Origin of the sequence: Curtobacterium sp. LFS079, assembly GCF_047977865.1 — a bacterium.
Classification (GTDB): Bacteria; Actinomycetota; Actinomycetes; order Actinomycetales; family Micrococcaceae; genus Arthrobacter.
Genome location: NZ_JBFPFO010000005.1, coordinates 58,800 through 83,023, shown reverse-complemented (window position 1 = coordinate 83,023; position 24,224 = coordinate 58,800). Strand labels below are relative to the sequence as shown.

19 protein-coding genes are annotated in these 24,224 nt (G+C 67.0%); 6 read left to right on the top strand and 13 right to left on the bottom strand.

Annotated features, from left to right (window positions below):
- Nucleotides 1–9 precede the first annotated feature (9 nt).
- Together hrpA and ACNQPB_RS10445 are read left to right on the top strand one after the other, a co-directional pair.
- Complete coding sequence (gene hrpA / locus ACNQPB_RS10450) at nt 10–4,017, top strand: ATP-dependent RNA helicase HrpA (RefSeq protein WP_498751429.1); 4,008 nt, start codon at nt 10–12, stop codon at nt 4,015–4,017.
- Between the two features lie 89 nt (nt 4,018–4,106).
- Nucleotides 4,107–5,105: a beta-ketoacyl-ACP synthase III gene (locus ACNQPB_RS10445; RefSeq protein WP_498751427.1), complete on the top strand. Its 999-nt coding sequence runs from the start codon at nt 4,107–4,109 to the stop codon at nt 5,103–5,105.
- Here ACNQPB_RS10445 and ACNQPB_RS10440 read toward each other — a convergent pair.
- From ACNQPB_RS10440 to ACNQPB_RS10410, 7 genes are all read right to left on the bottom strand, one after another.
- Nucleotides 5,102–5,584, bottom strand: coding sequence for a methyltransferase family protein (locus ACNQPB_RS10440; RefSeq protein WP_498751426.1), 483 nt, complete (start codon nt 5,582–5,584; stop codon nt 5,102–5,104). The genes ACNQPB_RS10445 and ACNQPB_RS10440 overlap by 4 nt on opposite strands.
- Before the next feature lie 8 nt (nt 5,585–5,592).
- Nucleotides 5,593–6,723: a flavin-containing monooxygenase gene (locus tag ACNQPB_RS10435; protein ID WP_498751424.1), complete on the bottom strand. Its 1,131-nt coding sequence runs from the start codon at nt 6,721–6,723 to the stop codon at nt 5,593–5,595.
- A 12-nt stretch (nt 6,724–6,735) separates the two neighbouring features.
- Nucleotides 6,736–7,065, bottom strand: coding sequence for a hypothetical protein (locus tag ACNQPB_RS10430; RefSeq protein ID WP_498751422.1), 330 nt, complete (start codon nt 7,063–7,065; stop codon nt 6,736–6,738).
- A gap of 91 nt (nt 7,066–7,156) precedes the next feature.
- Nucleotides 7,157–8,791 (bottom strand): LuxR C-terminal-related transcriptional regulator, encoded by a 1,635-nt coding sequence (locus tag ACNQPB_RS10425; RefSeq protein ID WP_498751420.1) that lies wholly within the window; start codon nt 8,789–8,791, stop codon nt 7,157–7,159.
- Nucleotides 8,792–8,913: 122 nt separating this feature from the next.
- The gene (locus tag ACNQPB_RS10420; RefSeq protein ID WP_498751418.1) at nt 8,914–9,342 is read right to left on the bottom strand and encodes an HIT family protein; all 429 of its coding nucleotides are present in this window, start codon (nt 9,340–9,342) and stop codon (nt 8,914–8,916) included.
- Nucleotides 9,339–10,487, bottom strand: a complete 1,149-nt coding sequence (locus tag ACNQPB_RS10415) for an NAD(P)-dependent alcohol dehydrogenase (protein WP_498751416.1) — start codon at nt 10,485–10,487, stop codon at nt 9,339–9,341. Before ACNQPB_RS10415 ends, ACNQPB_RS10420 begins: the two co-directional genes overlap by 4 nt.
- Nucleotides 10,484–11,338 (bottom strand): sulfurtransferase, encoded by an 855-nt coding sequence (locus ACNQPB_RS10410; protein ID WP_498751414.1) that lies wholly within the window; start codon nt 11,336–11,338, stop codon nt 10,484–10,486. Before ACNQPB_RS10410 ends, ACNQPB_RS10415 begins: the two co-directional genes overlap by 4 nt.
- Before the next feature lie 79 nt (nt 11,339–11,417).
- Here ACNQPB_RS10410 and cds1 point away from each other — a divergent pair, with 79 nt between their 5' ends.
- Nucleotides 11,418–12,503 carry an L-cysteine desulfhydrase Cds1 gene (gene cds1 / locus ACNQPB_RS10405; RefSeq protein ID WP_498751412.1) on the top strand — a complete coding sequence of 362 codons (1,086 nt, stop codon included), beginning with the start codon at nt 11,418–11,420 and terminating at the stop codon, nt 12,501–12,503.
- A 63-nt stretch (nt 12,504–12,566) separates the two neighbouring features.
- Here the strand turns inward: cds1 and ACNQPB_RS10400 are convergent, their stop codons facing one another.
- A complete protein-coding gene (locus ACNQPB_RS10400; RefSeq protein WP_498751410.1) occupies nt 12,567–13,223 on the bottom strand; it encodes an MBL fold metallo-hydrolase in 657 nt (218 codons plus the stop codon).
- 138 nt (nt 13,224–13,361) lie between these two features.
- Here ACNQPB_RS10400 and ACNQPB_RS10395 point away from each other — a divergent pair, with 138 nt between their 5' ends.
- Nucleotides 13,362–13,835, top strand: coding sequence for a Fur family transcriptional regulator (locus tag ACNQPB_RS10395; RefSeq protein ID WP_498751408.1), 474 nt, complete (start codon nt 13,362–13,364; stop codon nt 13,833–13,835).
- Between the two features lie 20 nt (nt 13,836–13,855).
- Here ACNQPB_RS10395 and ACNQPB_RS10390 read toward each other — a convergent pair whose 3' ends face one another.
- The 5 genes from ACNQPB_RS10390 to ACNQPB_RS10370 all read right to left on the bottom strand — a co-directional run bounded on the left by ACNQPB_RS10390 (nt 13,856) and on the right by ACNQPB_RS10370 (nt 19,187).
- Entirely contained in the window at nt 13,856–14,767 is a 912-nt protein-coding gene (locus ACNQPB_RS10390; protein WP_498751406.1) for a metal ABC transporter permease, read from the bottom strand.
- Nucleotides 14,767–15,570, bottom strand: coding sequence for a metal ABC transporter ATP-binding protein (locus ACNQPB_RS10385; protein WP_498751405.1), 804 nt, complete (start codon nt 15,568–15,570; stop codon nt 14,767–14,769). Before ACNQPB_RS10385 ends, ACNQPB_RS10390 begins: the two co-directional genes overlap by 1 nt.
- 112 nt (nt 15,571–15,682) lie before the next feature.
- Nucleotides 15,683–16,645, bottom strand: coding sequence for a metal ABC transporter solute-binding protein, Zn/Mn family (locus ACNQPB_RS10380; protein WP_498751404.1), 963 nt, complete (start codon nt 16,643–16,645; stop codon nt 15,683–15,685).
- Nucleotides 16,646–16,761: 116 nt separating this feature from the next.
- Nucleotides 16,762–17,832, bottom strand: a complete 1,071-nt coding sequence (locus ACNQPB_RS10375; RefSeq protein WP_498751402.1) for a hemolysin family protein — start codon at nt 17,830–17,832, stop codon at nt 16,762–16,764.
- The gene (locus tag ACNQPB_RS10370; RefSeq protein WP_498751400.1) at nt 17,829–19,187 is read right to left on the bottom strand and encodes a hemolysin family protein; all 1,359 of its coding nucleotides are present in this window, start codon (nt 19,185–19,187) and stop codon (nt 17,829–17,831) included. Before ACNQPB_RS10370 ends, ACNQPB_RS10375 begins: the two co-directional genes overlap by 4 nt.
- Before the next feature lie 477 nt (nt 19,188–19,664).
- On the opposite strand from ACNQPB_RS10370, the gene ACNQPB_RS10365 reads away from it, so the two are divergent.
- Both ACNQPB_RS10365 and ACNQPB_RS10360 read left to right on the top strand, forming a co-directional pair.
- Nucleotides 19,665–23,486, top strand: coding sequence for a multifunctional oxoglutarate decarboxylase/oxoglutarate dehydrogenase thiamine pyrophosphate-binding subunit/dihydrolipoyllysine-residue succinyltransferase subunit (locus ACNQPB_RS10365; RefSeq protein ID WP_498751398.1), 3,822 nt, complete (start codon nt 19,665–19,667; stop codon nt 23,484–23,486).
- Between the two features lie 129 nt (nt 23,487–23,615).
- Entirely contained in the window at nt 23,616–24,215 is a 600-nt protein-coding gene (locus ACNQPB_RS10360; RefSeq protein ID WP_498751396.1) for a GDSL-type esterase/lipase family protein, read from the top strand.
- The last annotated feature ends 9 nt before the right edge of the window (nt 24,216–24,224 follow it).

Genomic DNA, 24,224 nt, shown 5'->3' with positions numbered 1-24,224 from the left:
CTTCCAGCCATGACACTTCATATTTCCTACCCCGCTGAGCTGCCGGTCTCCGAACGCCGCGAGGACATTATGGCGGCCATCGCCGCGAACCAGGTCACGATCATCGCGGGCGAGACGGGTTCGGGCAAGACCACCCAGATTCCCAAAATGTGCCTTGAGCTGGGGCTCGGCGACAAAGGCCTGATCGGCCACACCCAGCCGCGCCGCCTTGCCGCGCGCACGGTGGCGGAGCGCATCGCGTTCGAGCTCGGCGTGGACATCGGCCAGGAGGTGGGCTTCCAGGTCAGGTTCACCGGCGAGACCGGCAGGAGCACCCGGATCAAGCTCATGACGGACGGCATCCTGCTGGCGGAGATCCAGCGGGACAAGCTGCTGCGCAAGTACAGCACCATCATCATCGACGAGGCCCATGAGCGCAGCCTCAACATCGACTTCATCCTCGGCTACCTCAAGCGGATCCTGCCGCAGCGCCCGGACCTGAAGATCATCATCACCTCGGCGACGATCGACCCGGAACGCTTCGCCCGGCATTTCGGCAGCGACGACGCCCCCGCACCGATCATCGAGGTGTCCGGCCGCACGTACCCGGTGGAGATCCGCTACCGTCCGCTCTCCCAGCCGGCCGGCGGACCGGCGGACGGGGACGAAACCCCCGACGATGAACTAGAAGAAGACCGCGACCCGCTGGATGCGGTGTGCGACGCCGTCGACGAACTCGCCCAGGAGGCCCCCGGCGACATCCTCATCTTCTTCTCCGGCGAGCGCGAAATCCGCGACGCCGCGGAGGCCCTGAACGGCCGGATCCAGGCGAACCGGCGCCTTGCCGGCACGGAGGTGCTCCCCCTCTACGCACGGCTCAGCCTGCAGGAGCAGCACCGCGTCTTCAACCCCGGCGGCAAGCGGCGGATCGTGCTGGCCACCAACGTTGCCGAAACCTCGCTCACGGTCCCGGGCATCAAGTACGTGATCGACACCGGAACGGCCCGCATCTCGCGCTACTCGCACCGCACCAAGGTCCAGCGGCTGCCGATCGAGCGGGTGTCGCAGGCCTCGGCCAACCAGCGCTCGGGCCGCTGTGGCCGTGTTTCCGAGGGCATCGCCATCCGGCTGTATTCGGAGGAGGACTTCGGGTCCCGTCCGCAGTTCACCGACCCCGAGATCCTGCGAACCAACCTGGCCGCGGTCATCCTGCAGATGACCGCGATGGGTGTGGCCCGCGGCCCCAAGGACATCGAGGCCTTCCCCTTCGTCGAGCCGCCGGAGTCCCGGGCAATCAACGACGGCGTGACCCTCCTGCGCGAGCTCGGCGCCCTGAAGTCGCCGCAGCAGGGGGCACGGGAACAGCAGGGCGGGCTGACCGCCGTCGGGCATAAGCTCGCCCAGCTGCCGGTGGACCCGCGGCTCGGCCGGATGATCGTGGAGGCAGGCAAGCACGGCTGCGTCAAGGAAGTCATGATCCTCGCCGCCGCCCTCACCATCCAGGATCCCCGCGAGCGCCCCACGGACAAGCAGCAGCTGGCCGCCGAGAAGCACGCCCGCTTCCGCGACGAAAACTCGGACTTCACGGGCTACCTGAACCTGTGGAACCACATCCAGGAGCAGCAACGCGAGCTGTCCTCGACCCAGTTCCGCCGGCTCTGCCGCACCGAGTTCATCAACTACCTTCGCGTGCGCGAATGGCAGGAGCTGTTCCAGCAGCTGCGGCAGCTGGCCAAGCCGCTGGGCATCACGATCGACAACAGTCGCGTTGCCGATCCGGTGGGCCTGCACGAAGGCATCCACATCAGCCTGCTCTCCGGGCTCCTGAGCCACATCGGCCTGCTGGACGAACGCAAGCGCGAGTATGCCGGCGCCCGGGGCAGCCGCTTCGCGATCTTCCCGGGCTCGGCCCTGTTCAAGAAGTCACCAGCGTTCGTGATGGCCGCCGAACTGGTCGAAACCAGCCGGCTTTGGGCCAGGGTTGCCGCGAAATTCGACCCGCTCTGGGTCGAGCAGGTCGCCCCGGATCTGGTGAAACGCTCCTACAGCGAGCCGCACTGGTCCAGCCGCAGCGGCTCGGTGATGGCACACGAGAAGGTCACCCTCTACGGCGTGCCGGTCATCCCCAACCGGCGGGTCAACTACGGGCGCATCGATCCGGAGCTTTCCCGCGAGCTCTTCATCCGGCATGCCCTGGTGGAAGGCGAATGGCGCACGCACCACAAGTTCTTCCACCGCAACCGGGCACTCCTGAACGAAATCGAGGAGCTCGAAACCCGGATGCGACGCCGCGACATCCTTGTGGACGACCATGCCCTCTTCGAGTTCTACGACGCCCGGATCGGCAAGGACGTGGTGTCGGAGCGGCATTTCGACAAGTGGTGGAAGGACGCGCGGCAGCAGGACCCGACGCTGCTGGACTTCGACCAGTCGCTGCTGATCAGCGAGGACGCCGCCGAGCTGGACGATTCGGCATACCCGAAGACGTGGCTGCACAAGGGCTTCGAACTCCCGCTGAGCTATGAGTTCCATCCCGTGGCCCCGGGCTCCGCGCCCAACCCGTCCGACGGCGTCACCGCCGAGGTGCCGGTGCTGTTCCTCAACCAGCTCGACGACGCCGCGTTCCGCTGGCAGATCCCGGGCCAGCGGGTTGAGCTGATCACCGCCCTGATCAAGTCCCTGCCGAAACAGGTCCGCAAGAACTTCGTGCCGGCGCCCGATGTTGCCCGGCAGGCCGCCGCTGCCCTGGAAGCGGACTTCGATCCCGCCACCGACGAACTCGAACCCTCGCTGGAACTCGTGCTGCGCCGTCTGCGCGGGCACATCATCCCGCCCGGTTCCTGGAACCGGGACGCCGTCCCGCCGCACCTTCGGGTCAGTTTCAAGGTGGTGGACAGCCGCGGCAAGGTCCTTGGCGAAGGCAAGGACCTTGCGGCCCTGCAGCAGGAACTCGCCCCGGCTACGCGCCGGGCCATCGCCGAATCCCTCGGAGCGACCCCCGCGACGACGGCGCGCGCCGGCAAGACGGCAGCCGGCGGCAAGACGGCAGCCGGCGGCAAAGCGGGCGGCAGCCCGGCCGGGGCGGGCTTGCGGGGCGGACCCGCCGCGGACGCAGCGTCAGGGAATGGCCATGGCGCTGCGGCACAGGCGGGGACCCCCGCCGGATTTGCCGAGCAGTCCGGCCTCACCGAGTGGAGCGTCGGCACCATTGAGCGCCAGGTGAGCCGGGTGGTGAACGGCCACCAGGTGACCGGATTCCCGGCGCTGGTGGACGAAGGCAAGAGTGTGGCGCTGCGGGTCTTCCAGACCCGGGCCGAGCAGGAAGCGGCAATGCGCGGCGGGGTCATCCGCCTGCTCGCGCTGCGCGTCCCGCCGCCGGACCGTTACGTCCTGGAGCACCTGAACAACACCGAGAAGCTGACGTTCAGCCAGAACCCGCACGGCTCGGTCAGCGCCCTGATCGCCGACTGTGCCTTGGCCGCGATCGACAAGCTGACTCCCGCGGAGCTGCCGTGGGACAGGAAGTCCTTCGACGCCCTGTACGAAGCCGTGCGGGCGGAGCTGATCGACACCGTGTTCACGGTGACCGCCGTCGTCGAGCGGATCCTCGCGAGCAGCCGCCGCGTCGAGAAGCAGCTCAAGGGCAGCGCCAGCCTGAGCCTGATCAGCGCCCTCAATGACATCAAGAGCCAGCTGGAACAGCTCGTCTTCCCCGGTTTTGTAGCACAGACGGGCTACGCACAGCTCAGCCAGCTGCCGCGTTACCTCACGGCCATCGAGAAGCGGCTGGAGAAACTGCCAAACAACGTGCAGCGGGACGGCCTGAACATGGCCGCCGTCCAGGCGCTGGAAGACGACTATGACGACGCCGTCGCGGCCCTCCTGCCGGGCCGCCGGGCCGGAAGCGAATTAACCCGGGTGCGCTGGATGATCGAAGAGCTCCGGGTGAGCCTCTTCGCCGTCGAACTCGGCACCGCCTACTCCGTCTCCGAGAAGCGCATCCGCACCGCCTTGAACCAGGCACTCGCCCCGGCTTAGGCCGCAGCCGCCGGACACTGCCACCCGCCCCGACCAACCGCCAGCAGCTCCGCGCCCCCAGCCGCGGGCTGCCCCCTGAAAGGACCAGGATGACCCTGCATCTTCCCGCCCTGCATCTGCCCAGCGGACCCGCCGGAACCGAAATCCGGGGCCTCGGCCATGCCCAGCCTGTACGGGTGATGGACAACTTCGAGCTCGAGGCGATCCTGGACACCAACGACGAATGGATCCGCCAGCGCACCGGAATCGTCACGCGCCACATTGCGGGCGAAGGGGAAACGGTTGCCACGCTGGCCACGGATGCGGCGGGCATGGCGCTGGCCGATTCCGGGCTGGCAGCAGAGCAGATCGACCTGGTGGTCGTCGCCACCACCACCTCGCAGGAGCGCTCCCCCAACACGGCGGGCCGGGTGGCGCAGGCACTCAGCCTCGGGGCGGACCGCCGCGGCCCGGGCGTCATCGAGATCAACACCGCCTGCTCGGGCTTCGAGTACGCGCTCGGCCTTGCCGACCAGGCCATCCGCTCCGGTTCCGCCACGCACGCGATCGCCGTCGGCGCCGAAACGCTCTCCACTGTCACCGACTGGACCGACCGCAGCACCGCGGTGCTCGTCGCGGACGGGGCGGGTGCCGCCGTCGTCGGCCCCTCCGATGGGCCCCGGATCGGCCCGGTGGTCTGGGGATCCCGCACGGACATGGCCGATTCGGTGCGGATCGGCCCGCCGGAGGGCAAGTTCTCGCAGAACGGCCGGGAAGTGCTGCGCTGGGGCCTGCTCGACGCTGTCGGACACGCCCACGAAGCCGTCGAACGGGCCGGACTCACGCTGGACGACATCGAGGTCCTGGTGGCCCACCAGGCGAACCTGCGCATCATCGAGCCGCTCGCGCAGGGCCTGGGACTCAGCGACAAGGTGGTGGTGACCGACGTGACCGAATCCGGCAACACCTCCGCAGCCAGCGTCCCCCTGGGCCTCAGCAAGTGGTGGCACACCGGGCGCATCCCGGCCGACGTGCCGGCCCTGCTCTTCGGTTTCGGCGGCGGTTTCACCTACGCCGGCATGGTGGCCATGACCCCGAAGCGCGGCTAGGCCTTCCGCCGGGCCAAGGGCAGGTACCGGGGAACGCGCTGCGCATAGACGGCGTAATCGCTGCCAAACAGCTCCGCCAGCATCCGCTCTTCCTTGAGCACTGCCGGATGCTCGGCCAGGACCGCGCCCGGCGTCGTGAGGAGCGCCCAGGCCGAGCCCTGCACCATTCCTGCACCCAGGTGGATCAGCCACCAGCCGACATACATCGGATGCCGGCTGACGGCGTAAGGGCCGGTCACAACCAAGGCCCGCGGGTGTTCCAGTTCGAATACGCCGCTCTCCTGCCGGCGGCGTTCGGCCAGGGACGCGGCGTTGATCAGGCATCCGGCAAGAAACAGCCCCGTGCCCGCTATGTGGTGGAGTCGGCGCGGACCAGGGAGCCGGAGGGGGCGCAGCCGCGCCAGTACGGGGCCGGCAGCGATCCCTGCCACCTGCCCCGGTGGCAGGGGCAGGTTCTCATAGACTTCCCTGACGTGCATGGGGCGCCTTAGGCCTTCTGGGGTTGCTCCGAACGGTCCACCGCGGCTTGCATTGCGCTGCGCGGGATCTGCCGCGCCAGGTATCCGGCGTCGCGGGCAAGCCCGGGCAAGGTGGCCGACGTGGCCGAGTAGAGGAATTCCTGGCCCAGGAAGAACAGGCCCCGGGCGTCCTGTGCCACGCCACGCCACTGCCGCGGCCGGCCGGCGCCGTCGAAAGTGTCAGGCTCCACCCAGCTGAAATCATCCGTGTAGCCCGTGCACCAGATGACGTTCGCGACGTGCAGAACGGTACCGTCTTCCGCCACCGCTTTGCCGTCACGGACGCCCGTGATCCTCGGAACGGATTCGACGCCGGCGGCTGCGAGGTCCTTGAGCTTGGTGCGGATCAGCGGGGCGCCGTGTCCGATGAAGGCCGGTGCCGCCTTGCGGCCTATAGGCGTACCGAGAGTGAGGACATGGAGCCCGGCAAACCGCACGATCGGCAGGACGAAGCGTGCCGCTGCCCGCCCATGCTTGACCGGCAGTTCCGCACGCGGCTTTCCCGCCAGCCATGTGTGGTGGCTGCGGCTCAACTCCAGGGCGATCTCGGCCCCGGAATTGCCCACGCCGACCACCAGCACCGGGCCGGGCCGGAGCTGCCCGGGATTCCGGTAGGCACTGGAATGCAGCTGCAAAACGGAATCGTCCAGCTGCGCGGCAAAGCCGGGAACCTTCGGCGCCACGCAGGCCCCCGTGGCCACCACCATGTTCGCGGCCTTCCAGCTCCGCCCGCCCGCTTCAGCGACGTAGTGGCCGTCTTCCTGCCGCAGCTGCTCCACCTTCACGCCAAGCCGGACCGGCAGGCCGAAATGTGCGGCATAGCCTTCGATGTAATCGGCCAGTTCGTCCTTGCCGGGGAACGCGAGGCCGTCCCCGGGGAACGGCATTCCGGGAAGCCCGTCGTACTTGGCCGGGGTGAACAGGCGCAGGGAATCCCAGCGCCCGCGCCAGGCGTCGCCTACCCTCTGGCCGGCGTCGAGGATCGCGAAATCGCGTCCTTGGCGGGAGAGGAAGTAACCCAGGGCAAGGCCGGCTTGCCCGCCGCCAACGATGACGGTGTCCAGGATGCCATCGGGTGCGTGATCCTGAGTGGTGTTCATGGCGAAGCCTCCTTATGCTTCGAGCAATTGTTCAGTGGGTCGCAAACCTTCCGTTGCCGCCTCAGGCTGTGCTGGTCCGCCCGGCGCGTGCCGGTAGCGCAGGAACCACACCAGCATCAGGGCAGACGCGACGACGTACGAGGAATGGAGCAGCCAGATCGGACCAGCCGGCAGGCTGAAGACATAGACGGAGTGGACCGCATTGGCCACGTTGCTCAGGAAGAGGTTTCCCAGGCTGTACGAAGCCAGGTCCCGGGTGCGCACTGCCTTGATCAGCATCGGCAGCATGCTCGCGGCAAACAGCACGGTCGAAACGGTGCCGGCGAGTACTGGAAAGTTCATGCTTCGACACTATGGCCGGCGGGTTCCGGCCCGCTTCAGCGGAACCATGCATCTTGCCCGGCCGCCCATGGGTATTTCGATGTAGGCCTGTTCATGATGTGAGCCCGTGTTCATACGCGTACCTCGTCGCGGCGACCCTGGATGATAGGCCGAGCTTGAGGAAGATGTTGCTCAGGTGCCGTGCCACGGTCTTCTCACTGAGATAGAGCTCGACGGCGACCGCCCGGTTCGTCTTGCCGGCCGCTACCAGCTTGAGGACTTCTGTTTCCCGGGGTGTCAACGGGCCCGCTTGCGCCGGACCACGACCAATCAGGGAGTCCACCCCAAGGAGCGCCGGTTCCGCGCCAAGGTCGAAGAATTCATTGCGTGCGGCTTCGAAGTCCATGAGCGCCGAGTCCCGGTCACCGAGAGCCAGGCATGCCCGGCCTACCAGTACGCGGCAGCGAGCCGCTTCGAAGGGCACGTCGAGACCGCGCCACAACGTCCAGGCCCGCCGCAGCGGCTTCAGGGCGGCGCCCGGTTCGCCTTCTTCGAGGAGTACCGCTCCTTCGGCCTGCGCCGCATACGCCTGCAACATGGGCACGGGAAATCCCGCTGCCAGCGTTTTCAGCTCGTCCGCCCCGGCGCGCGCAGCCGAGGTGTCCCCCGCCGCCAGCTCAATCTCGACGAGGGCAGGGAGCAAGTGACGGCGCGTCGCAAGGTCCGGAGTGTCAACGGACCTTCGGATCTGGCTCTGGGCGCTGCTCGTCTCACCACGGGCCAGCCTGAGCAATGCCAAGCCGGGCTGCGGCTCATAGCCCGAGGTGCCTGCCTCCCGGTAGGAAGCTTCGGCGGCATCGAGCTCGCCCCGCAGACGCTGGACTTCGCCCTGCCGGTAGAAGCCGCCCCAGAGGGCCTGGGTGTCGCCGCGTGCGCAACGGTCCCGTGCCACACCGGCGGCTGCGAGGGCTTCAGGCCACTGTCCATGGAGGATGAAGAGCTCGGCGCGGTGCGATTGGCATTGCCCGCTGAACAGCACCATGTCCGGTCGTCCGGCGCACCAGTGGTCAAGGGCAGCCGTCCATTCAAGGGCCCGGTGCAACTCGAAGACCTGCTGGCATGTCCCGATCGTTGCACAGTAGACGATTCCTGAGGGGATCGGTGACACCTCACCCGACGTTACCGCCACCATCGCTTCGTCAAGGAGGGAGAGCCCCTCTGCCGTACTGCCGAGCATGATCTTTGCCTGGCCTTGGCCAAGTTGCGCCAGTGCGAGCACATCCTTGTCGTGGAAGCCTGCACCGATCTCCCAAGCCCGGTCGAAGATCCCCGCGGCACCTTCCAGGTCTCCGCCGTACAGTTTGTCCAAGGCCGCCGGGATGAGGAGAAACCCATCCACCGCGCACGGTTCGTCCAGTTCTGCCAGGAACCGACGGGCACGCTGCAGCCACCCCGCGCCACGCGCGAATTCATTTCGGGATAACAGGTACATCCCGAGCCATCCGGCGCACCGTGCCGCGCCGGGAACGTCCCCGATGACAAGGAACTCCTCATGGGCCCGGGTAAGGGTGTCAATTCCGGCGGCGGAACGGCCAGTCAACAGCGCAGCCGTAGCAAGCCTCTCAAGGTCGGCAGCAGGCAGCCCGCCCTCACGATGGGCATTTTCGAAGTGTTCGAAGGCTTCGCTCCAGCGTTGATCTTCATAGGCGGATCGGCCAAGATCCAAGCTGGCTTTGGACGGTGCCATGATGCCTCCGGCGCTGTTTCCCGCGCCGGCGTGGCGCGGCTTGCGTCCTTGTCTAAGCGTCACGGTACGCCTGGGCCCGGCGGCCTACAATGCCCCGCCGGGGCAGTGCCCGGCCAGTGCCGTCAGGACGCGGGGACGAACTCCCCGTGCCCGGCCTCCCGCAGCGCCGTGCGGATCCGTTCGGCGTTGGCCTCAAGCTGCGACGGGTCCGGGTTCTGGTCCGCGGAGCCGAAGTCGTAGTCGGCCATCGAGTTCGACGGCCAGACGTGCACGTGCAGGTGGTCCACCTCGTAGCCGGCCACCAGCAGGCCCGCCCGCGCGGCGCCGAACTCGCCGACCAGGGCCTTGCCGATCTTCTGCGCGACGGCGGTCACGCGGCCAAGCACCTCCGCCGGCGCATCGGTCCAGAGATCCACCTCGAGGCGCGGGACCACCAGCACGTGGCCGTCGGCGAGGGGTGCGATGCTCAGGAACGCCACGACGTCCTCGTCCTTCCAGACGAAGCGGCCGGGGATGTCGCCGTTGATGATCTTGGTGAAGAGGGTGCTCATGCGTCTGCCTTTTCGGACGGGGTGTGCAAGGTCTTGGTGTCGAGAACGAAGCGGTATTTCACGTCGCCGGCGACCATGCGGTCGTAGGCTTCGTTGAGTCCTCCGGCGCCCACGATCTCGATGTCGCTGGCGACACCGTGTTCGGCGCAGAAATCGAGCATCTCCTGGGTTTCGGCTATCCCGCCGATCAGGGAACCGGAGTAGGCCAGGCGACGCCGGATCAGGAGTCCGGGACTGACGGGCGGCATGTCGCCCGGTGGCAGCCCAAGCTGGAAGAGCGCCCCGCCCAGGCGGAGGGTGCGAAGGTAGGGATTGAGGTCGTGGGGGGCGGCCACTGTGTCGATGATGACGTCGATGCTCGCCTTGGCCGATTCCATGGCGGCGGCCTCCCGGGAGAGGACGACACGGTCCGCGCCGAGTTCGCCCGCCGCCGCCGTCTTGCTCTCCGAACTGGTGAAGACGACCACCTCCGCGCCCATCGCCTTGGCGATTTTTACCGCCATGTGGCCAAGCCCGCCCAGCCCGACGACGCCTACGACGTCCCCGGGCTCGACGTCGAAATAGCGCAGCGGCGAGTACGTGGTGATTCCGGCGCACAGCAGTGGAGCGGTTGCCGCCGGATCCATCCCCTCGGGAATCCGCAGCACAAAGCGGCGGTCCACGACAATGGTGCCTGAATAGCCGCCCTGTGTGATGGCGTCGCCGTTCCGCGGATCCTTCACCCCATAGGTGCCCACATTGCCGCGCTCGCAGTATTGCTCGAGTCCTTCGAGGCAGCTTTCACATTCACGGCAGGAGTCCACCAAACAGCCGACGCCCACGCGTTCGCCGACGCTGAAGTCAGCCACCGCCGGGCCGGTGCGGCGCACCCTTCCCACGATCTCGTGGCCGGGCACCAAAGGATACGGCCGGCTGCCCCATTCGCCCCGGGTGGCGTGCACATCGGAATGGCACAGCCCGCAGAATTCGATGTCGATTTCGACGTCGTCGTCCTTGGGCACCCGGCGGGCCAGTGTCAGCGGGCGCAGGCCGCTCCCGGCGGACGTCGCCCCCATCGCGGCCGTGAGGGTGCCCGGTCCTGCCGGCGATCCCGCAGGTGTCAGGGGCTTGCCCAGCGGAGGGGGTACGGGGCGTCCGGGTGTCATGCTCCGACGCTACCACCGGGCGCGGCGCCGACGGCCACCTCGTTCGCCTCCTCGGAAGACCACTGCGAGAACGATCCGGGATAGAGCGCCGCCGGGAAGCCGGCGATCTCCAGTGCGGCGATCTGGTGCGCTGCGGTCACGCCGGAACCGCAGTAGACCGCGACGGCGGTGCCGCCGTCGACACCTGCCTCAGCGAAGCGGGAGCGCAGCTGCGCCGCGGTCAGGAAACGGCCGTCCGGTGCGAGGTTCTCCCCAGTCGGCGCACTGACGGCACCGGGGATGTGGCCTGCCCGGGGGTCGATGGGTTCGATCTCGCCGCGGTAGCGCTCCCCTGCCCGGGCGTCGAGCAGGATGCCCCGTTCGTGCCAGCCCGCGGCGCCGGCCATGTCGATGCTCGGCATTCGGCCGCTGCCGAGGATAACGCCGCCTGCCGGCACCGGCTGCTCACCGGATTCCACGGGATGGCCGGCCGCCCGCCAGGCGGCCAGTCCGCCGTCGAGCAGGAAAACGGACTCCAGCCCGGCATCGCGGAGCAGCCACCAGGCGCGGGCCGCGGCGGTATTGCCGTTGTCGTCGTACGCCACCACGGTGTCGCCGTCGTTGATTCCCCAGGCCCGGGCGCTGCGCTGCAGCGATTCCGGTGCCGGCAAGGGGTGGCGGCCCTCGCCGTCCACGGAGAGGTCGGCCAGTTCGTGGTGGAGATCCACGAATACGGCGCCCGGGATGTGGCCCGCCAGATAGTGGGCGTGCCCGTGCGAATCACCGAGCACCCAGCGGACGTCGAGCAGCACCGTGCGCCCGCCGGAATCCATCCGTTCCTTGAGGGCGGCAACATCCATCAGGGTACCCATCGCATCTCCTTCGTTCCCGTGGCAATCAGGCGGATCCCAGCTTATCCATTTGCAAAGGCAGCGCCGGTAGGCTGGATCGGTGAAGACTGCAGGGAAACAAAACAGGTCGTGGGCAAGCGAGGCCATCCGCCGCATCGAAGCGGAGAACAACCGGTCCGCGGACACCCACCTCTATTCGGTTCCGCTGCCGGAGCACTGGGGAGTCGAGCTGTACTTGAAGGACGAGTCGACGCACCGCTCAGGCAGCCTCAAGCACCGCTTGGCGCGCTCGCTGTTCCTGTACGGCCTCGTGAACGGCTGGATCAACGAGGGCACCACCATTGTGGAAGCGTCCAGCGGCAGCACCGCGGTCTCGGAGGCGTACTTCGCCCGACTCATCGGCCTGCCGTTCATCGCGGTCATGACCCGCACCACCAGTCCGGAGAAGATCGCGCTCATCGAGGAGTTCGGCGGCAGCTGCCTGCTGGTGGACCATGCTTCGGAGGTCTACGCCGCTGCCCAGGAAGCCGCCCGGACGTCCGGCGGTCATTACATGGACCAGTTCACCTACGCGGAACGGGCCACGGACTGGCGCGGCAACAACAACATCGCGGAGTCGATCTTCGAACAGCTCGCCTTGGAGGAGCACCCGGTTCCGGAATGGATCGTGGTGGGCGCCGGCACCGGCGGGACCAGCGCCACCATCGGCCGCTACCTGCGGTACCACTGCCACGGAACCCGGCTGGCCGTCGTCGACCCGGAAAACTCGGCGTTCTACCCGGGCTGGCGCGACGGCGTCGAGGAGTTCAGCACCGGCATGCCGTCCCGGATCGAAGGCATCGGCCGCCCCCGGATGGAACCGAGCTTCGTGCCCGCGGTCATCGACACCATGATCCCGGTGCCGGACGCCGCTTCGGTCGCCGCCATGCGGCACCTGCGCAGCCTCACCGGCCTGCACGCCGGGCCGTCCACGGGCACCAACCTGTGGGGAGTGTGGCAGCTGGTGGCAGAGATGGTGGCAGCAGGAAAACGCGGAAGCATCGTCTCGCTGATGTGCGACGGCGGCGAGCGCTATGCGGGCAGCTACTACAAGCAGGAATGGCTGGACGCGCAGGGCCTGGATCCGCGGCCGTTCGAGGCCGTCCTTGCGCGCTTTTTCGACACCGGCGTCTGGCCCGAAGAATAAGCGTCGTCCCGAGGGCCCCGACGCGAGCTCGCGAGCGTTGGGAACGGACCTACGCGTTGGCTGCTAGACCTCCACGGACTCCCGCGGCGCCAGACTGGTGTACTTGGTACCGTACTTGGCCCCGATCCGGGTCACATGTCCCTCGGCCAGTCCCCGGCCGAGCTCGTTGAGGAGTGCGTCGTGGACGGGGTAGGCCTGCGGCGCACGCACGGCCACCACGAAGTCAACCACTTCGCCCACTTTCGACCACGGCGCATGCAGTGGCACCAGGAGCGTCTTCACCTCGATGCCGTGCGGGACAACGAAGGAATCGCCAGGGTGAAAGACGTTCTCCTCCACGAGGTAGCCGATGTTCGCCACCACGGGGACCAGCGGGTGGATCAGGGCGTGCTGGCCGCCGAAAGCGCGGACGGCAAAGCCGCCTGTTTCGAAGGAGCTGTCGGGCTCGACGGCGTGCACCCGGCCGCCGTCGTCGCCGGCCTTTGCGGCGAGGTCGGCCGCGAGGCGGGCCGGGGCATGGACCTGGAGCGTCGGGTTGCCGCGCAGCGCCTCAAACAGGGCCGGGGCGTCCACGTGGTCAGGATGTTCATGCGTGATCAGCACCGCATGGGCACCCGCCAATGCCTCCTCCGCCTCGGAGAATGTCCCGGGATCAATCACCAGCACCTGGCTGTCCTTTTGCAGGCGGACACAGGAGTGCGTGAACTTGGTGAGCTTCATGGCCTAAGACTAGCTTGCGAGGGGCCCGGGCCGAGCGAAGCGAGGTCCGGGAGCAAGCTGGTCGGTAGCCCGGCCTGTCCACGGCGCGGCTGGTAATCTTGGTGTCTGCACGACGCCGCCAGCGAAATGAGTCCACGCATGCCTCCCGGCCCCAAAGCCGCCACCCAATCTCCCGGCAACACCGCGTCCGACGCCAAGCCAGGGCGGGAGCAGAGGGTCACCAAGCAGCGCCTCGCCGTGAGCGCAGCCCTCGACGAACTCGACGATTTCGTCAGCACCCAGGAGCTGTACCGGCTGCTCCAGAATCAGGGCATCTCCGTTTCGCTTGCCACCGCCTACCGGATCCTGCAGTCCCTCGCCGACGAGGGCCTGGTCGATGTCCTGCGGAACGCCGACGGAGAAGCCGTCTACCGCCGCTGCGAGGACACCGGACACCACCACCACCTGCTGTGCCGCAACTGCGGCAAGGCGGTCGAGGTGGAAGCGCCCGCCGTCGAGACCTGGGCAGCACGCACTGCCGCGGAGCACGGCTACACCGAAGTCGCGCACACCGTGGAAATCTTCGGTCTCTGTCCGGAGTGTACGGCGAAGAAGGCCGCGGGCGAGCTGTAAGCCGCCTGGGCGCCGGACATTCAGGCGCCGGCGCGGATCCTTGCTTTCGGTTCCGCCGAAGCTGTCCGCGTGATCCGTCCGTTGTGGCCGCCCCGGGCCCGCACTCCCCCGATGATCCGGCAGATGACGTAGATCAGGAAAGACAGCGTGGTGACGTAGGGGCTGATCGGGATCCGGCTCCCGAGAGCAAGCAGGATGCCGCCCACGGTCGCGGTCATGGCGAAGGCAACGCTCAGCAGCAGCACTACCCGCGGCGAGGTGCTTACCCTGAGGGCCGCAGCCGCCGGGGTGATGAGCAGGGCGAGGACCAGCAGCGCGCCGACAATCTGGATGGACAGCGCGACACTGACCCCCAGCAGCACCATGAAGCCGATCGCCAGGCCGCGCACCGGCACGCCGCGCGCCTCAGCCATGTCCGGGTCCACGCTCGCGAAGGTCAGTGGCCGCCAGATCAGCGCCAGGACAAGCATCACCACGACGGCGGTCCCGGCCAGGGCCTGCAGCTGGACGGTGTCGACCGAGACGATCTGCCCGGTCAGGAGGCCGAACTTGTTCGCCGCCCGGCCTTCGTAGAGGGCCAGGAAGAGGATGCCCAGGCCCAGGCCGAAGGGCATGATGACGCCGATGATCGAGTTCTTGTCCCGGGCCCGCACCCCCATCAGGCCCAGGATCAGGGCGGCGGCAACCGAGCCGATCAGGGATCCGAAGACGATGTCTGCGCCAATCAGGAGCGCAAACGCGGCCCCCGCGAACGACAGCTCGGAAATGCCGTGGACGGCGAAAGCGAGGTCCCGCTTCATGACGAAGGTTCCCACCATGCCGCCCAGCAGCCCCAGCACGGCACCGGCCCAGATGGAGTTCTGCACCAGCTGGAGCAGTTCCCCGTAGTTCTCGAAGTTGAAGATGGTCTGCAGGATCGTTCCGAAATCCATCAGTGGCCCTCCGCCGATCCTGTGTGCGCGTCGTCATGGAAGTGCGTGGTCGCATCAGGCAGGCCGACGACGACGATCCGCCCGTTCGCACGGATCACCTCCACATGGCTGTGATAGAGCTCCGAAAGGACCTCGGTGGTCATCACTTCTTCGGGAGTGCCCACGCGGAACTGGCCGCCTACGAGGTAAAGGACCCGGTCAACATAGTCGATGACGGGATTGATCTCGTGGGTCACGAAGACCACGGCACTGTCGTTTTCGTGGCACTGCCGGTTGATCAGCGCGCTGACGGCCAGCTGGTGGTGCAGGTCCAGGGACAGCAGCGGCTCATCGCACAGCAGTACCTGCGGCTCGGAGGCCAGGGCCTGGGCCACGCGCAGGCGCTGTTGCTCGCCGCCGGAAAGCTGCCCCAGCGGCACTTTCGCGTAGTCGCGGGCGCCCACCAGCTCCAGGAGCTCATCGATCTTGCGGTTGGCGTTTTTCCCGGACAGCCTCATTCCCCAGCGGTGCCCGTCGATGCCGAGTCCCACGAGGTCGCGGGCACGGAGCGGGGTGTCAGGGGCGAAGGACTTTTGCTGAGGGATGTAGCCGATCCGCCTGCTGCCGCGTTCCACGGTGTGCCCGCCCAGTTCCACCTGGCCCGAATGCAGATTCTGCAACCCCAGCAGCACCTTGAGGAAGCTGGTCTTGCCACTGCCGTTGGGCCCGAGGACGGCGAAGAATTCGCCTGGATTGATCTCGAGGTCCAGGCCCTCCCAGAGCACCCTCTTGCCGAACTTCAGGCTGGCTCCGCGGAGGCTCACTAGCGGTGTCAAAAGCTATCCTCTATCCATGCGTTCCAGGCGTTGAGCAACGAACGCAAGTCTACTTGTTGGAGGGTGGCTGCCGTCTGGACCCGGCCACCCCAAGGCGGGCTTACTTGAGGGCGCCGGCGAGTGCGTCGGCATTGCCCGCCATCCACTGCAGGTAGTCCTTGCCGTCCGGGAGCGTCTCAGTGAAGTCCACTACCGGGACGCCCGCCGCGTTCGCGGCTGACTTTACAGCTTCGGTCTGCGGGCCTTCCGTCTGTTCGTTGTACGCAAGCAGCTTGACATTACCGGCGGTGAACAGGTCCTTGGTTTCCTTGAGCACGGCCGGGGACACATCAGTGTCCTCTTCAATGGCAGCGCTGTACTCTTCGGGAGTCTTGTTCACCAGGCCGGCGGCTTCCAGGAGGTAGACCGGTACCGGTTCGGTGATGGCCACCGGGGTGCCGGCGTGCTTTGCCTTGATCGCTTCGAGCTTCGCGGTGATCCCGGCCAGGGAGGACTTGAACTTGGCGGCGTTGGCCTTGAACTCCGGGGCGGACGCCGGTTCGATGGCGCCGAGCCTTGCGGCCACCGCATCGGCCACCTTTGCCATGGCCTCGGGCTTGTACCAGACGTGTTCGTTGAACGCGCCGTGGACATGACTGTGGTCGTGCTCCTCCGCGGAGGGCGAGGCCTTCTCATCATGCGGGGCCAACCCGGTGACCTCGACGGCGGTGACGATGTTCGCGTGGTCGAACTTCGTGTCGTCCGCGAGTTTGTGCAGGTAGCCGTCGTAGCCGCCGCCGTTTTCAACCAGGAGCTTTGCCTTCGATACCGCCAGCTTGTCCTGGGCGTTCGCCTCGTAGGAATGCGGATCCTGGCTGGTCTTGCTGATGATGGAGTCCACGGAGACCTTGGCCCCGCCGACGCTCCTGACGATGTCACCGTAGACGCTCGTGGAAGCCACCACCGGGATGGTTCCATCCGCTGCGGACGACGACGGCGTCGCGGCGGGCGCCGAACATGCGGAGAGCAGGATAGCCAGGCCTGCGGAGACGGCAAGGGACAGACGGGCGACTGGGCGGCGCACGGAGACCTCAGATCTATTCAGATGGGACGAACACGATTGCTTTGCTCCCACGAGTCTAGCTCTAAATAGGAATGATTCCTATTTAGAGCTAGACCTTCGACCTCCAAGCCCCCGGATCAGGCGTTGTCCACCCCGCCAAACCGGCGGATGCCGGTGGCCTGGGTCGCATCCCTGATTTCCCCCACCAGCTGTTCGATCACGTCTTCCAGGAAGAGCACGCCGAGGGTCGCTCCGGCTGCGTCCACCACGCGGGCGAGGTGCGAACCGGTCCGCTGCATGACCGCGAGCGCATCCTCGATTTCGTCGTCGGGCGAGAGGTTGGCCAGGGTGCGTATCCTGCCTTCCGAGATCGGATGCCCCTGCCCCTCCTCAGGAATGGACAGCACATCCTTGATGTGCAGGTATCCGGCCAGCCCGCCGTCGTCGTCGAGCAACGGGAAGCGCGAGAAACCGGTACGGCTGACTGCCTTCTCCAGTTCCCGCGGCGTGGAACCCGGTTTGAGCGTCACCAGCTTGTCCACTGGCACCATGATGTGCGCGGCGGTATGCGCCGAGAACTCCAGTGCCCCGCTGATCAGCCCCGAATCGTCGTCCACCAGCCCGTGCCGCGTGGATTCCTGCACGATCGACTGCACCTCCTCGAGCGTGAAGGACGACGTAACCTCGTCTTTCGGCTCGATCCGCATCAGGCGCAGGATATGGTTCGCGCTCCAGTTCAGGGTCCAGATCACCGGCCTCACGAAGCGCGCAATGTGCACCAAGGGCGGCGCAAGAAGCAGTGCCGCCCTGTTCGCCACGGACACCGAGATGTTCTTCGGGACCATCTCGCCGAACGTCACATGGAGGAACGTCACCGTCAGCAAGGCAGCCGTGAACGCTGCGGCATCGGCCAGCTCGTGCGGCGTCCCGAAGGCTTCCAAGGGTGAGGCCAGCAGGTGGTGGATCGCAGGTTCGGCCACCTGCAGGATCAGCAGGGAGCACACGGTGATGCCCAACTGGGCGCAAGCGAGCATCAGCGACACGTTCTCCATGGCGTGCAGGGTGGTCCTGGCACGCTTGGAACCTGCTTCCGCCAGCGGTTCAATCTGGCTGCGGCGCGCCGACATGATTGCGAACTCGGCGCCAACGAAGAAGGCGTTGCCGATCAGCAGGAAAACCAGCCAGAGGATTCCGGTCCATTCGCTCATGCCGTCGTCCCCTTCGCGTTCCTGCCGCCCTGTCCGGCGGCCGCCTCATCCGGGTCATCCGCCGGCGCGGGCCGGAAGCAGAGCCGGTCAATCCTGCGGCCGTCCATCCGGGTGACCGACAGGGTGCCGCCGCCGGCCTCGACAACGTCGCCTGTCACGGCGATCCGGCCCAAGCGGCTCATGACGTAGCCGCCCACCGTCTCATAGGCAGGATCATCGGGCACGGTCAGGCCGGGGATCTGTTCGGTGACCTCATCGGGCCGCAGCAGGCCAGGGAAGTACCAGTCACCGGAGGCACTCTGCAGCAGGCCGGGACGCACCCGGTCGTGCTCATCGGCCACTTCCCCGACAATTTCCTCCACGAGGTCCTCAAGGGTCGCGATGCCGGCGGTGCCACCGTATTCGTCCAGCACGACGGCAAGCTGGAGGTTGCCTTCGCGGAGCTCGGAAAGGAGGGCATCCAGATGGATGGTCTCCGGCACCTGGAGAACTTCGGCCATGATCGCGCCGGCCTGCAGGCCGTCCCGGCGTTCGCGCGGAACGGAGACGGCTTTCTTCACATGCACCACGCCGCGTATGTCGTCCGCTGACTCCCCGATGACGGGAAACCGGGAGTACCCGGTCCGGCGGGCAGCATCGATGATGTCCGTGACGGGCTGCCCCGCGGCGATCGTCTCCATCCGGATGCGGGGAGTCATGACGTCGGCCGCGGTCCGTTCCGCAAAGCGCAGGGTGCGCGCCAGGAAGTTGGCCGTGCCGGCGTCGAGCGTTCCAAGCTCCGCCGAGCGCCGCACAAGCGATGCCAGCTCCGCAGGCGTGCGGGCACCCGAGATCTCTTCCTGGGCCTCAAGGCCGAAAAGGTGCAGGATCCGGTTGGAGAAGCCGTTAAGCAGCAGGATGGCCGGCTTGAAGACAGTCGTGAAGACCAGCTGTGGACGGGCGAGGGCCCTGCCGACGTGAAAGGCCTTCGCGATCGCAAGGTTTTTCGGCACGAGTTCGCCGATCAGCATCGACAGCAGGGTGGCGAACACCATGGCGAGGAACAAGGAGACCGAGCGCGCGGCGGCCTCCGGCGCTCCCAGCAGCAACAGCGGGCCATGCAGCAGCTCACCGACGGAGGGCTCCATGACGAAACCCGTCAGCAAGGTGGTCAGCGTGATGCCCAGCTGGCAGCTGGAAAGCTGTGTGGACAAGGATTTGAGGCATTTGAGCAGCGGACGGGCTGCGTGGTCGCCATTGTCGACCGCGCGCTTGACTGATGTCTGGTCAAGTGCCACCAGGGAAAACTCGACGGCGACAAAGAAGCCCGTGCCGAGGATCAGAAGGAAGCCGGCAAGGAGAAGGAGCCATTCCATTCAGGCCCCACCACCGGTTCGTCGGGGAAAGCCGGGAAAAGGGGCCGGCGGAGGCTGGTCAGCCGTGGCCGAGGACTGGGGCACAGCTCCACCGGAGGCGGCAGAGGGCGCGTGATGGGCATGTGTACGGGTATTGCCGGCGCTGTGGAACGCCCGGGGAAGGACAGCCGATCGGCTTCCCCCGCAGCGCCCAGGCCGGCACCTGGAATTACTGTCCATAAGGGCTCCAGTCTACAGCCCCGGCCGCGCGGCACCGCAGTCAAATTCCCGGCCCCGCCCCGCCCGCGCGGTGGCGCCCGTGGTTCGCTTCGTAGCACAGACATGATTTAGGTCACCACTATTGGCAGAGAGGCGCCGTCCGTCACTAGACTGGCAAGGGTCTGAGCCCGAGGGACCGGACCCTGGCCCGAGTCGTATTTTCAGGCAATTCCACCGGGTCAACTGGACATCAACACTCATGGAAGAGGCGTATTTCAAGTGCCAGAGCAGCCAAGCCACCGTCTACCAGAGGAATTTGGCGGAAACGAGTGGCTCGTTGACGAACTGTACGAGCGGTACCAGCAGGACAAGAATTCGGTCGACGCCAAGTGGTGGCCCCTCTTCGAATCCTTCACTACCGCTGACGGCACTTCTTCCAACGGAACCTCCGCCGTCCCCGCAAACCCCGCAACCCGAGAACTTCCTGTCGTAGCACAGGCCCCGGCGCCCACGGCAACGGCGCCCGCACCGGCGCCTGCAGCTCCCCCCGCCGCACCGGCTCCGGCCGCAGCCCCCGCTGCTGCCGCAGCACCGGCTGCCCCCGCAGCACCGGCCAAGAAGGCCCCGGCCACTGTTGCCAAAGACGGCGCGCAGAAGCCCGGCGCCGGCCAGGCCCAGCCCATTCCGGCCCAGCTGCCCAAGAGCACCAAGGCCCCCACCCCGCCCGAGGAAGACGTCGTCTCCGTCCTCCGCGGCCCGGCGAAGGCCATCGCGGCCAACATGGTGACGAGCCTGGAAGTGCCGACGGCCACCAGCGTCCGCGCCGTACCGGCCAAACTGCTGATCGACAACCGCGTTGTCATCAACTCCAACCTCGCCCGCGCCCGCGGCGGCAAGGTCTCCTTCACGCACATCATCGGTTACGCCGTGGTCCGTGCGCTCTCCCAGTTCCCGTCCATGAACGTGTACTACGACGAGGTGGACGGCAAGCCCGTGGCGGTCCAGCCCGCGCACGTCAACTTCGGCATCGCCATCGACATGCCCAAGCCCGACGGCACCCGCCTCCTGATGGTCCCGAACATCAAGAAGGCGGAGACCATGAACTTCGCCGAGTTCTGGCACACCTACGAGGACCTCATCAAGCGTGCCCGCAACGGCAAGCTGACGGCGGACGACCACGCCGGCACCACCGTCTCCCTGACCAACCCGGGCGGCATCGGCACCGTGCACTCCGTTCCGCGCCTTTCCAAGGGGCAGGCGGCGATCATCGGCGTCGGCGCACTGGACTACCCGGCCGAATGGCAGGGCGCCAGCGAGAAGATCATCGCCCAGAACGCCATCAGCAAGATCCTCACGCTGACCTCCACCTACGACCACCGTGTCATCCAGGGTGCGGGCAGCGGCGAATTCCTCAAGCTGGTCCACCAGCTGCTGCTGGGCGCGCAGAACTTCTACGACGAAATCTTCGAGGCCCTGCGCATCCCGTACGAGCCCGTCCGGTGGAGCCCCGACCTCCAGGTCGACCCCGCCGACGAGATCAACAAGGTTGCCCGCATCCAGCAGCTGATCCATTCCTACCGGGTCCGCGGCCACCTCATGGCCGACACCAACCCGCTTGAGTACGTCCAGCGCAAGCACCCCGACCTCGACGTCCTGACCTACGGCCTGACCCTGTGGGACCTGGACCGCGAATGGCCCACGGGCGGCTTCGGCGGCAAGCCGATGCTGAAGTTCCGTGACATCCTCGGCGTGCTGCGTGACGCCTACTGCCGCACCACCGGCATCGAGTACATGCACATCCAGGAGCCCAAGGAACGCCAGTGGTTCCAGGACCAGCTGGAGCACCCCTACTCCAAGCCCAGCCGCGAAGAGCAGCTGCGCATCGTCTCCAAGCTCAACGCTGCCGAGGCATTCGAAACCTTCCTGCAGACCAAGTTCGTCGGCCAGAAGCGCTTCTCGCTCGAAGGCGGCGAATCCCTGATTCCGCTGCTGGACACCATCATTTCCGATGCTGCCGACGACGGCCTTGACGAGGTCGCGATCGGCATGGCCCACCGCGGCCGCCTCAACGTACTCACCAACATCGCGGGCAAGACGTATGCCCAGGTGTTCCGTGAGTTCGAAGGCACCCAGGACCCGCGCTCCGTGCAGGGCTCCGGCGACGTCAAGTACCACTTGGGCACCGAGGGCACCTTCACCTCGGACAACGGCAAGGAAACCAAGGTCTACCTGGCCGCCAACCCCTCGCACCTGGAGGCCGTGGACTCGGTGCTCGAAGGCATCGTCCGCGCCAAGCAGGACCGCCTGGACCAGGGTGAGTCCTTCCCGGTCCTGCCGATCATGGTCCACGGCGACGCCGCGTTCGCCGGCCAGGGTGTTGTTGCCGAGACCCTGAACCTGTCCCAGCTGCGCGGTTACCGCACCGGCGGCACCATCCACATCATCGTGAACAACCAGGTGGGCTTCACCACCGCACCGTCGTCCTCGCGTTCGTCCACGTACTCCACGGACGTTGCGAAGATGATCCAGGCGCCGGTGTTCCACGTGAACGGAGACGACCCCGAGGCCGTGGTCCGCGTGGCCCAGCTGGCCTACGAATTCCGCCAGCGCTTCCACAAGGACGTCATCGTCGACATGGTGTGCTACCGCCGCCGTGGCCACAACGAGGGCGACGACCCCTCGATGACCCAGCCGCTGATGTACAACCTGATCGAGGCGAAGCGTTCGGTCCGCAAGCTGTACACCGAATCCCTCATCGGCCGTGGCGACATCACCGAGGAAGAAGCAGAGCAGTTGCTCCGCGACTACCAGGAGCGCCTGGAACGCGTCTTCGCCGAGACGCACGCGGCCCAGACGTCGCCCATCCCGATCGTCACCGCCGACTCCGCCGCCGTTTCGGGCATCGAGCGCCCGATCGCACAGCAGGCGGACTCCGGAACGAACTCCCCGGCGTCGACGGCCATCTCCACCGAGGTGCTGCAGCACATCGGCCGCGCCCACCTGGAAATCCCGGAGGACTTCACGGTCCACTCCAAGCTCAAGCAGCTCCTCGAGAAGCGCGAGCAGATGTCCCGCGAAGGCGGTATCGACTGGGGCTTCGGCGAAATCGCGGCCTTCGGTTCGCTCATCATGGAAGGCGTCCCGGTCCGCCTGGCCGGCCAGGACTCGCGCCGCGGCACGTTCGTGCAGCGCCACGCCGTCTTCCACGACCGCCTTAACGGCAACGAGTGGATGCCTCTCGGCCAGCTCAGCGACGACCAGGCCAAGCTGTGGATCTACGACTCCCTGCTGTCCGAATACGCCGCCATGGGCTTCGAATACGGCTACTCCGTGGAACGCCCGGATGCCCTGGTGCTCTGGGAGGCCCAGTTCGGCGACTTCGTCAACGGCGCCCAGACCATCATCGATGAGTTCATCTCCTCGGCCGAGCAGAAGTGGGGCCAGCGTTCTTCGCTCGTGCTCATGCTGCCGCACGGCTATGAAGGCCAGGGACCGGACCACTCCTCCGCCCGCATCGAGCGCTTCCTGCAGCTGTGCGCCGAGGACAACATGGTGGTCGCCAACCCGACCACCGCAGCGTCGCACTTCCACCTGCTGCGCCGCCAGGCCTACAGCCGGCCGCGGAAGCCGCTCATCATCTTCACGCCGAAGCAGCTGCTTCGCCTGAAGGCCGCAGCCTCCGCCGTTGAGGACTTCACCTCGGGTGGCTTCAAGCCGGTCATCGGCGAACACGAGGCCCTGCAGAACGTGGACCGCGTGCTGCTGGTCTCCGGCCGCCTGTACTACGACCTGCTGTCCAGCCGCCAGAAGTCCGGTGACACCTCGACGGCGATCATCCGGGTCGAGCAGCTGTACCCGCTGCCGCAGGCGGAGATTGAGGCCGAGCTGGCGAAGTACCCCAACGCTGAGGTTGTCTGGGCCCAGGATGAGCCCGCCAACCAAGGCCCGTGGCCGTTCATCGGCCTCAACCTGCCGCAGGCCCTGGACCGCAAGGTCCGGCTGGTGTCCCGCCCGGCATCGGCCTCCACGGCTGCCGGTTCCATGAAGCGCCACACAGCGGAGCAGAGCACGCTGCTCAAGCAGGCCTTCGAACGCAAGTAGACAACAAGGTGCCCGGCCGGAGCTTCGTAACAAGCCTCCAGCCGGGCACTTCTGTTTAAATGGGTAGATATGCCAGGTGGCCGCGGCCACCGGCGCCCAGCATGGACCGCAACCGGTGAAGAGGTAACAGTGGAAGACAGGAAGCTGCGCATCGCGGCTGTTGGAGATGAACTGCTCGCAGGACTCGGCGATCCCAGGGCCCTGGGCTGGCTGGGCCGCGTGCTCGCCCGTACGCCCCAGGACGCTGTCGCCGTGGAGAGCTATTCGCTTCCCTGCCCCATGGAAGGCACCGAAGGCCTCGCCGGGCGCTGGCTCGACGAAGCCGGCCGGCGCTTCAGTGATGCCCACGAAAACCGTCTGGTGATCGGGCTGTCCGCCCGCGACATCGAGTTCGGCCTCTCGACCGCCAGGAGCAGGCTCAACCTTGCCAACATCCTGGATGGCGCCAGCCAGAACAACGTCGAGGTGTTCGTGGTCGGCCCTCCCCCGGGCCTGGATCCCACACGCAACCGCCGGCTCGCCGAGCTCAACGCCGCATTCTCGGATGTCACTACCCGCCGCAACCACCACTACGTCGACACCTTCTCGCCCCTGCTCAACCATGAACAGTGGCGAACCGACCTCGCCTCGAACGGGGGCACTCCGGGACAGGCAGGCTACGGCCTGATGGCGTGGCTGGTGTTGCACCGGGGCTGGTTCCAGTGGCTGAGGATCGCCCAGCCCGAGTAAGATCGGCAC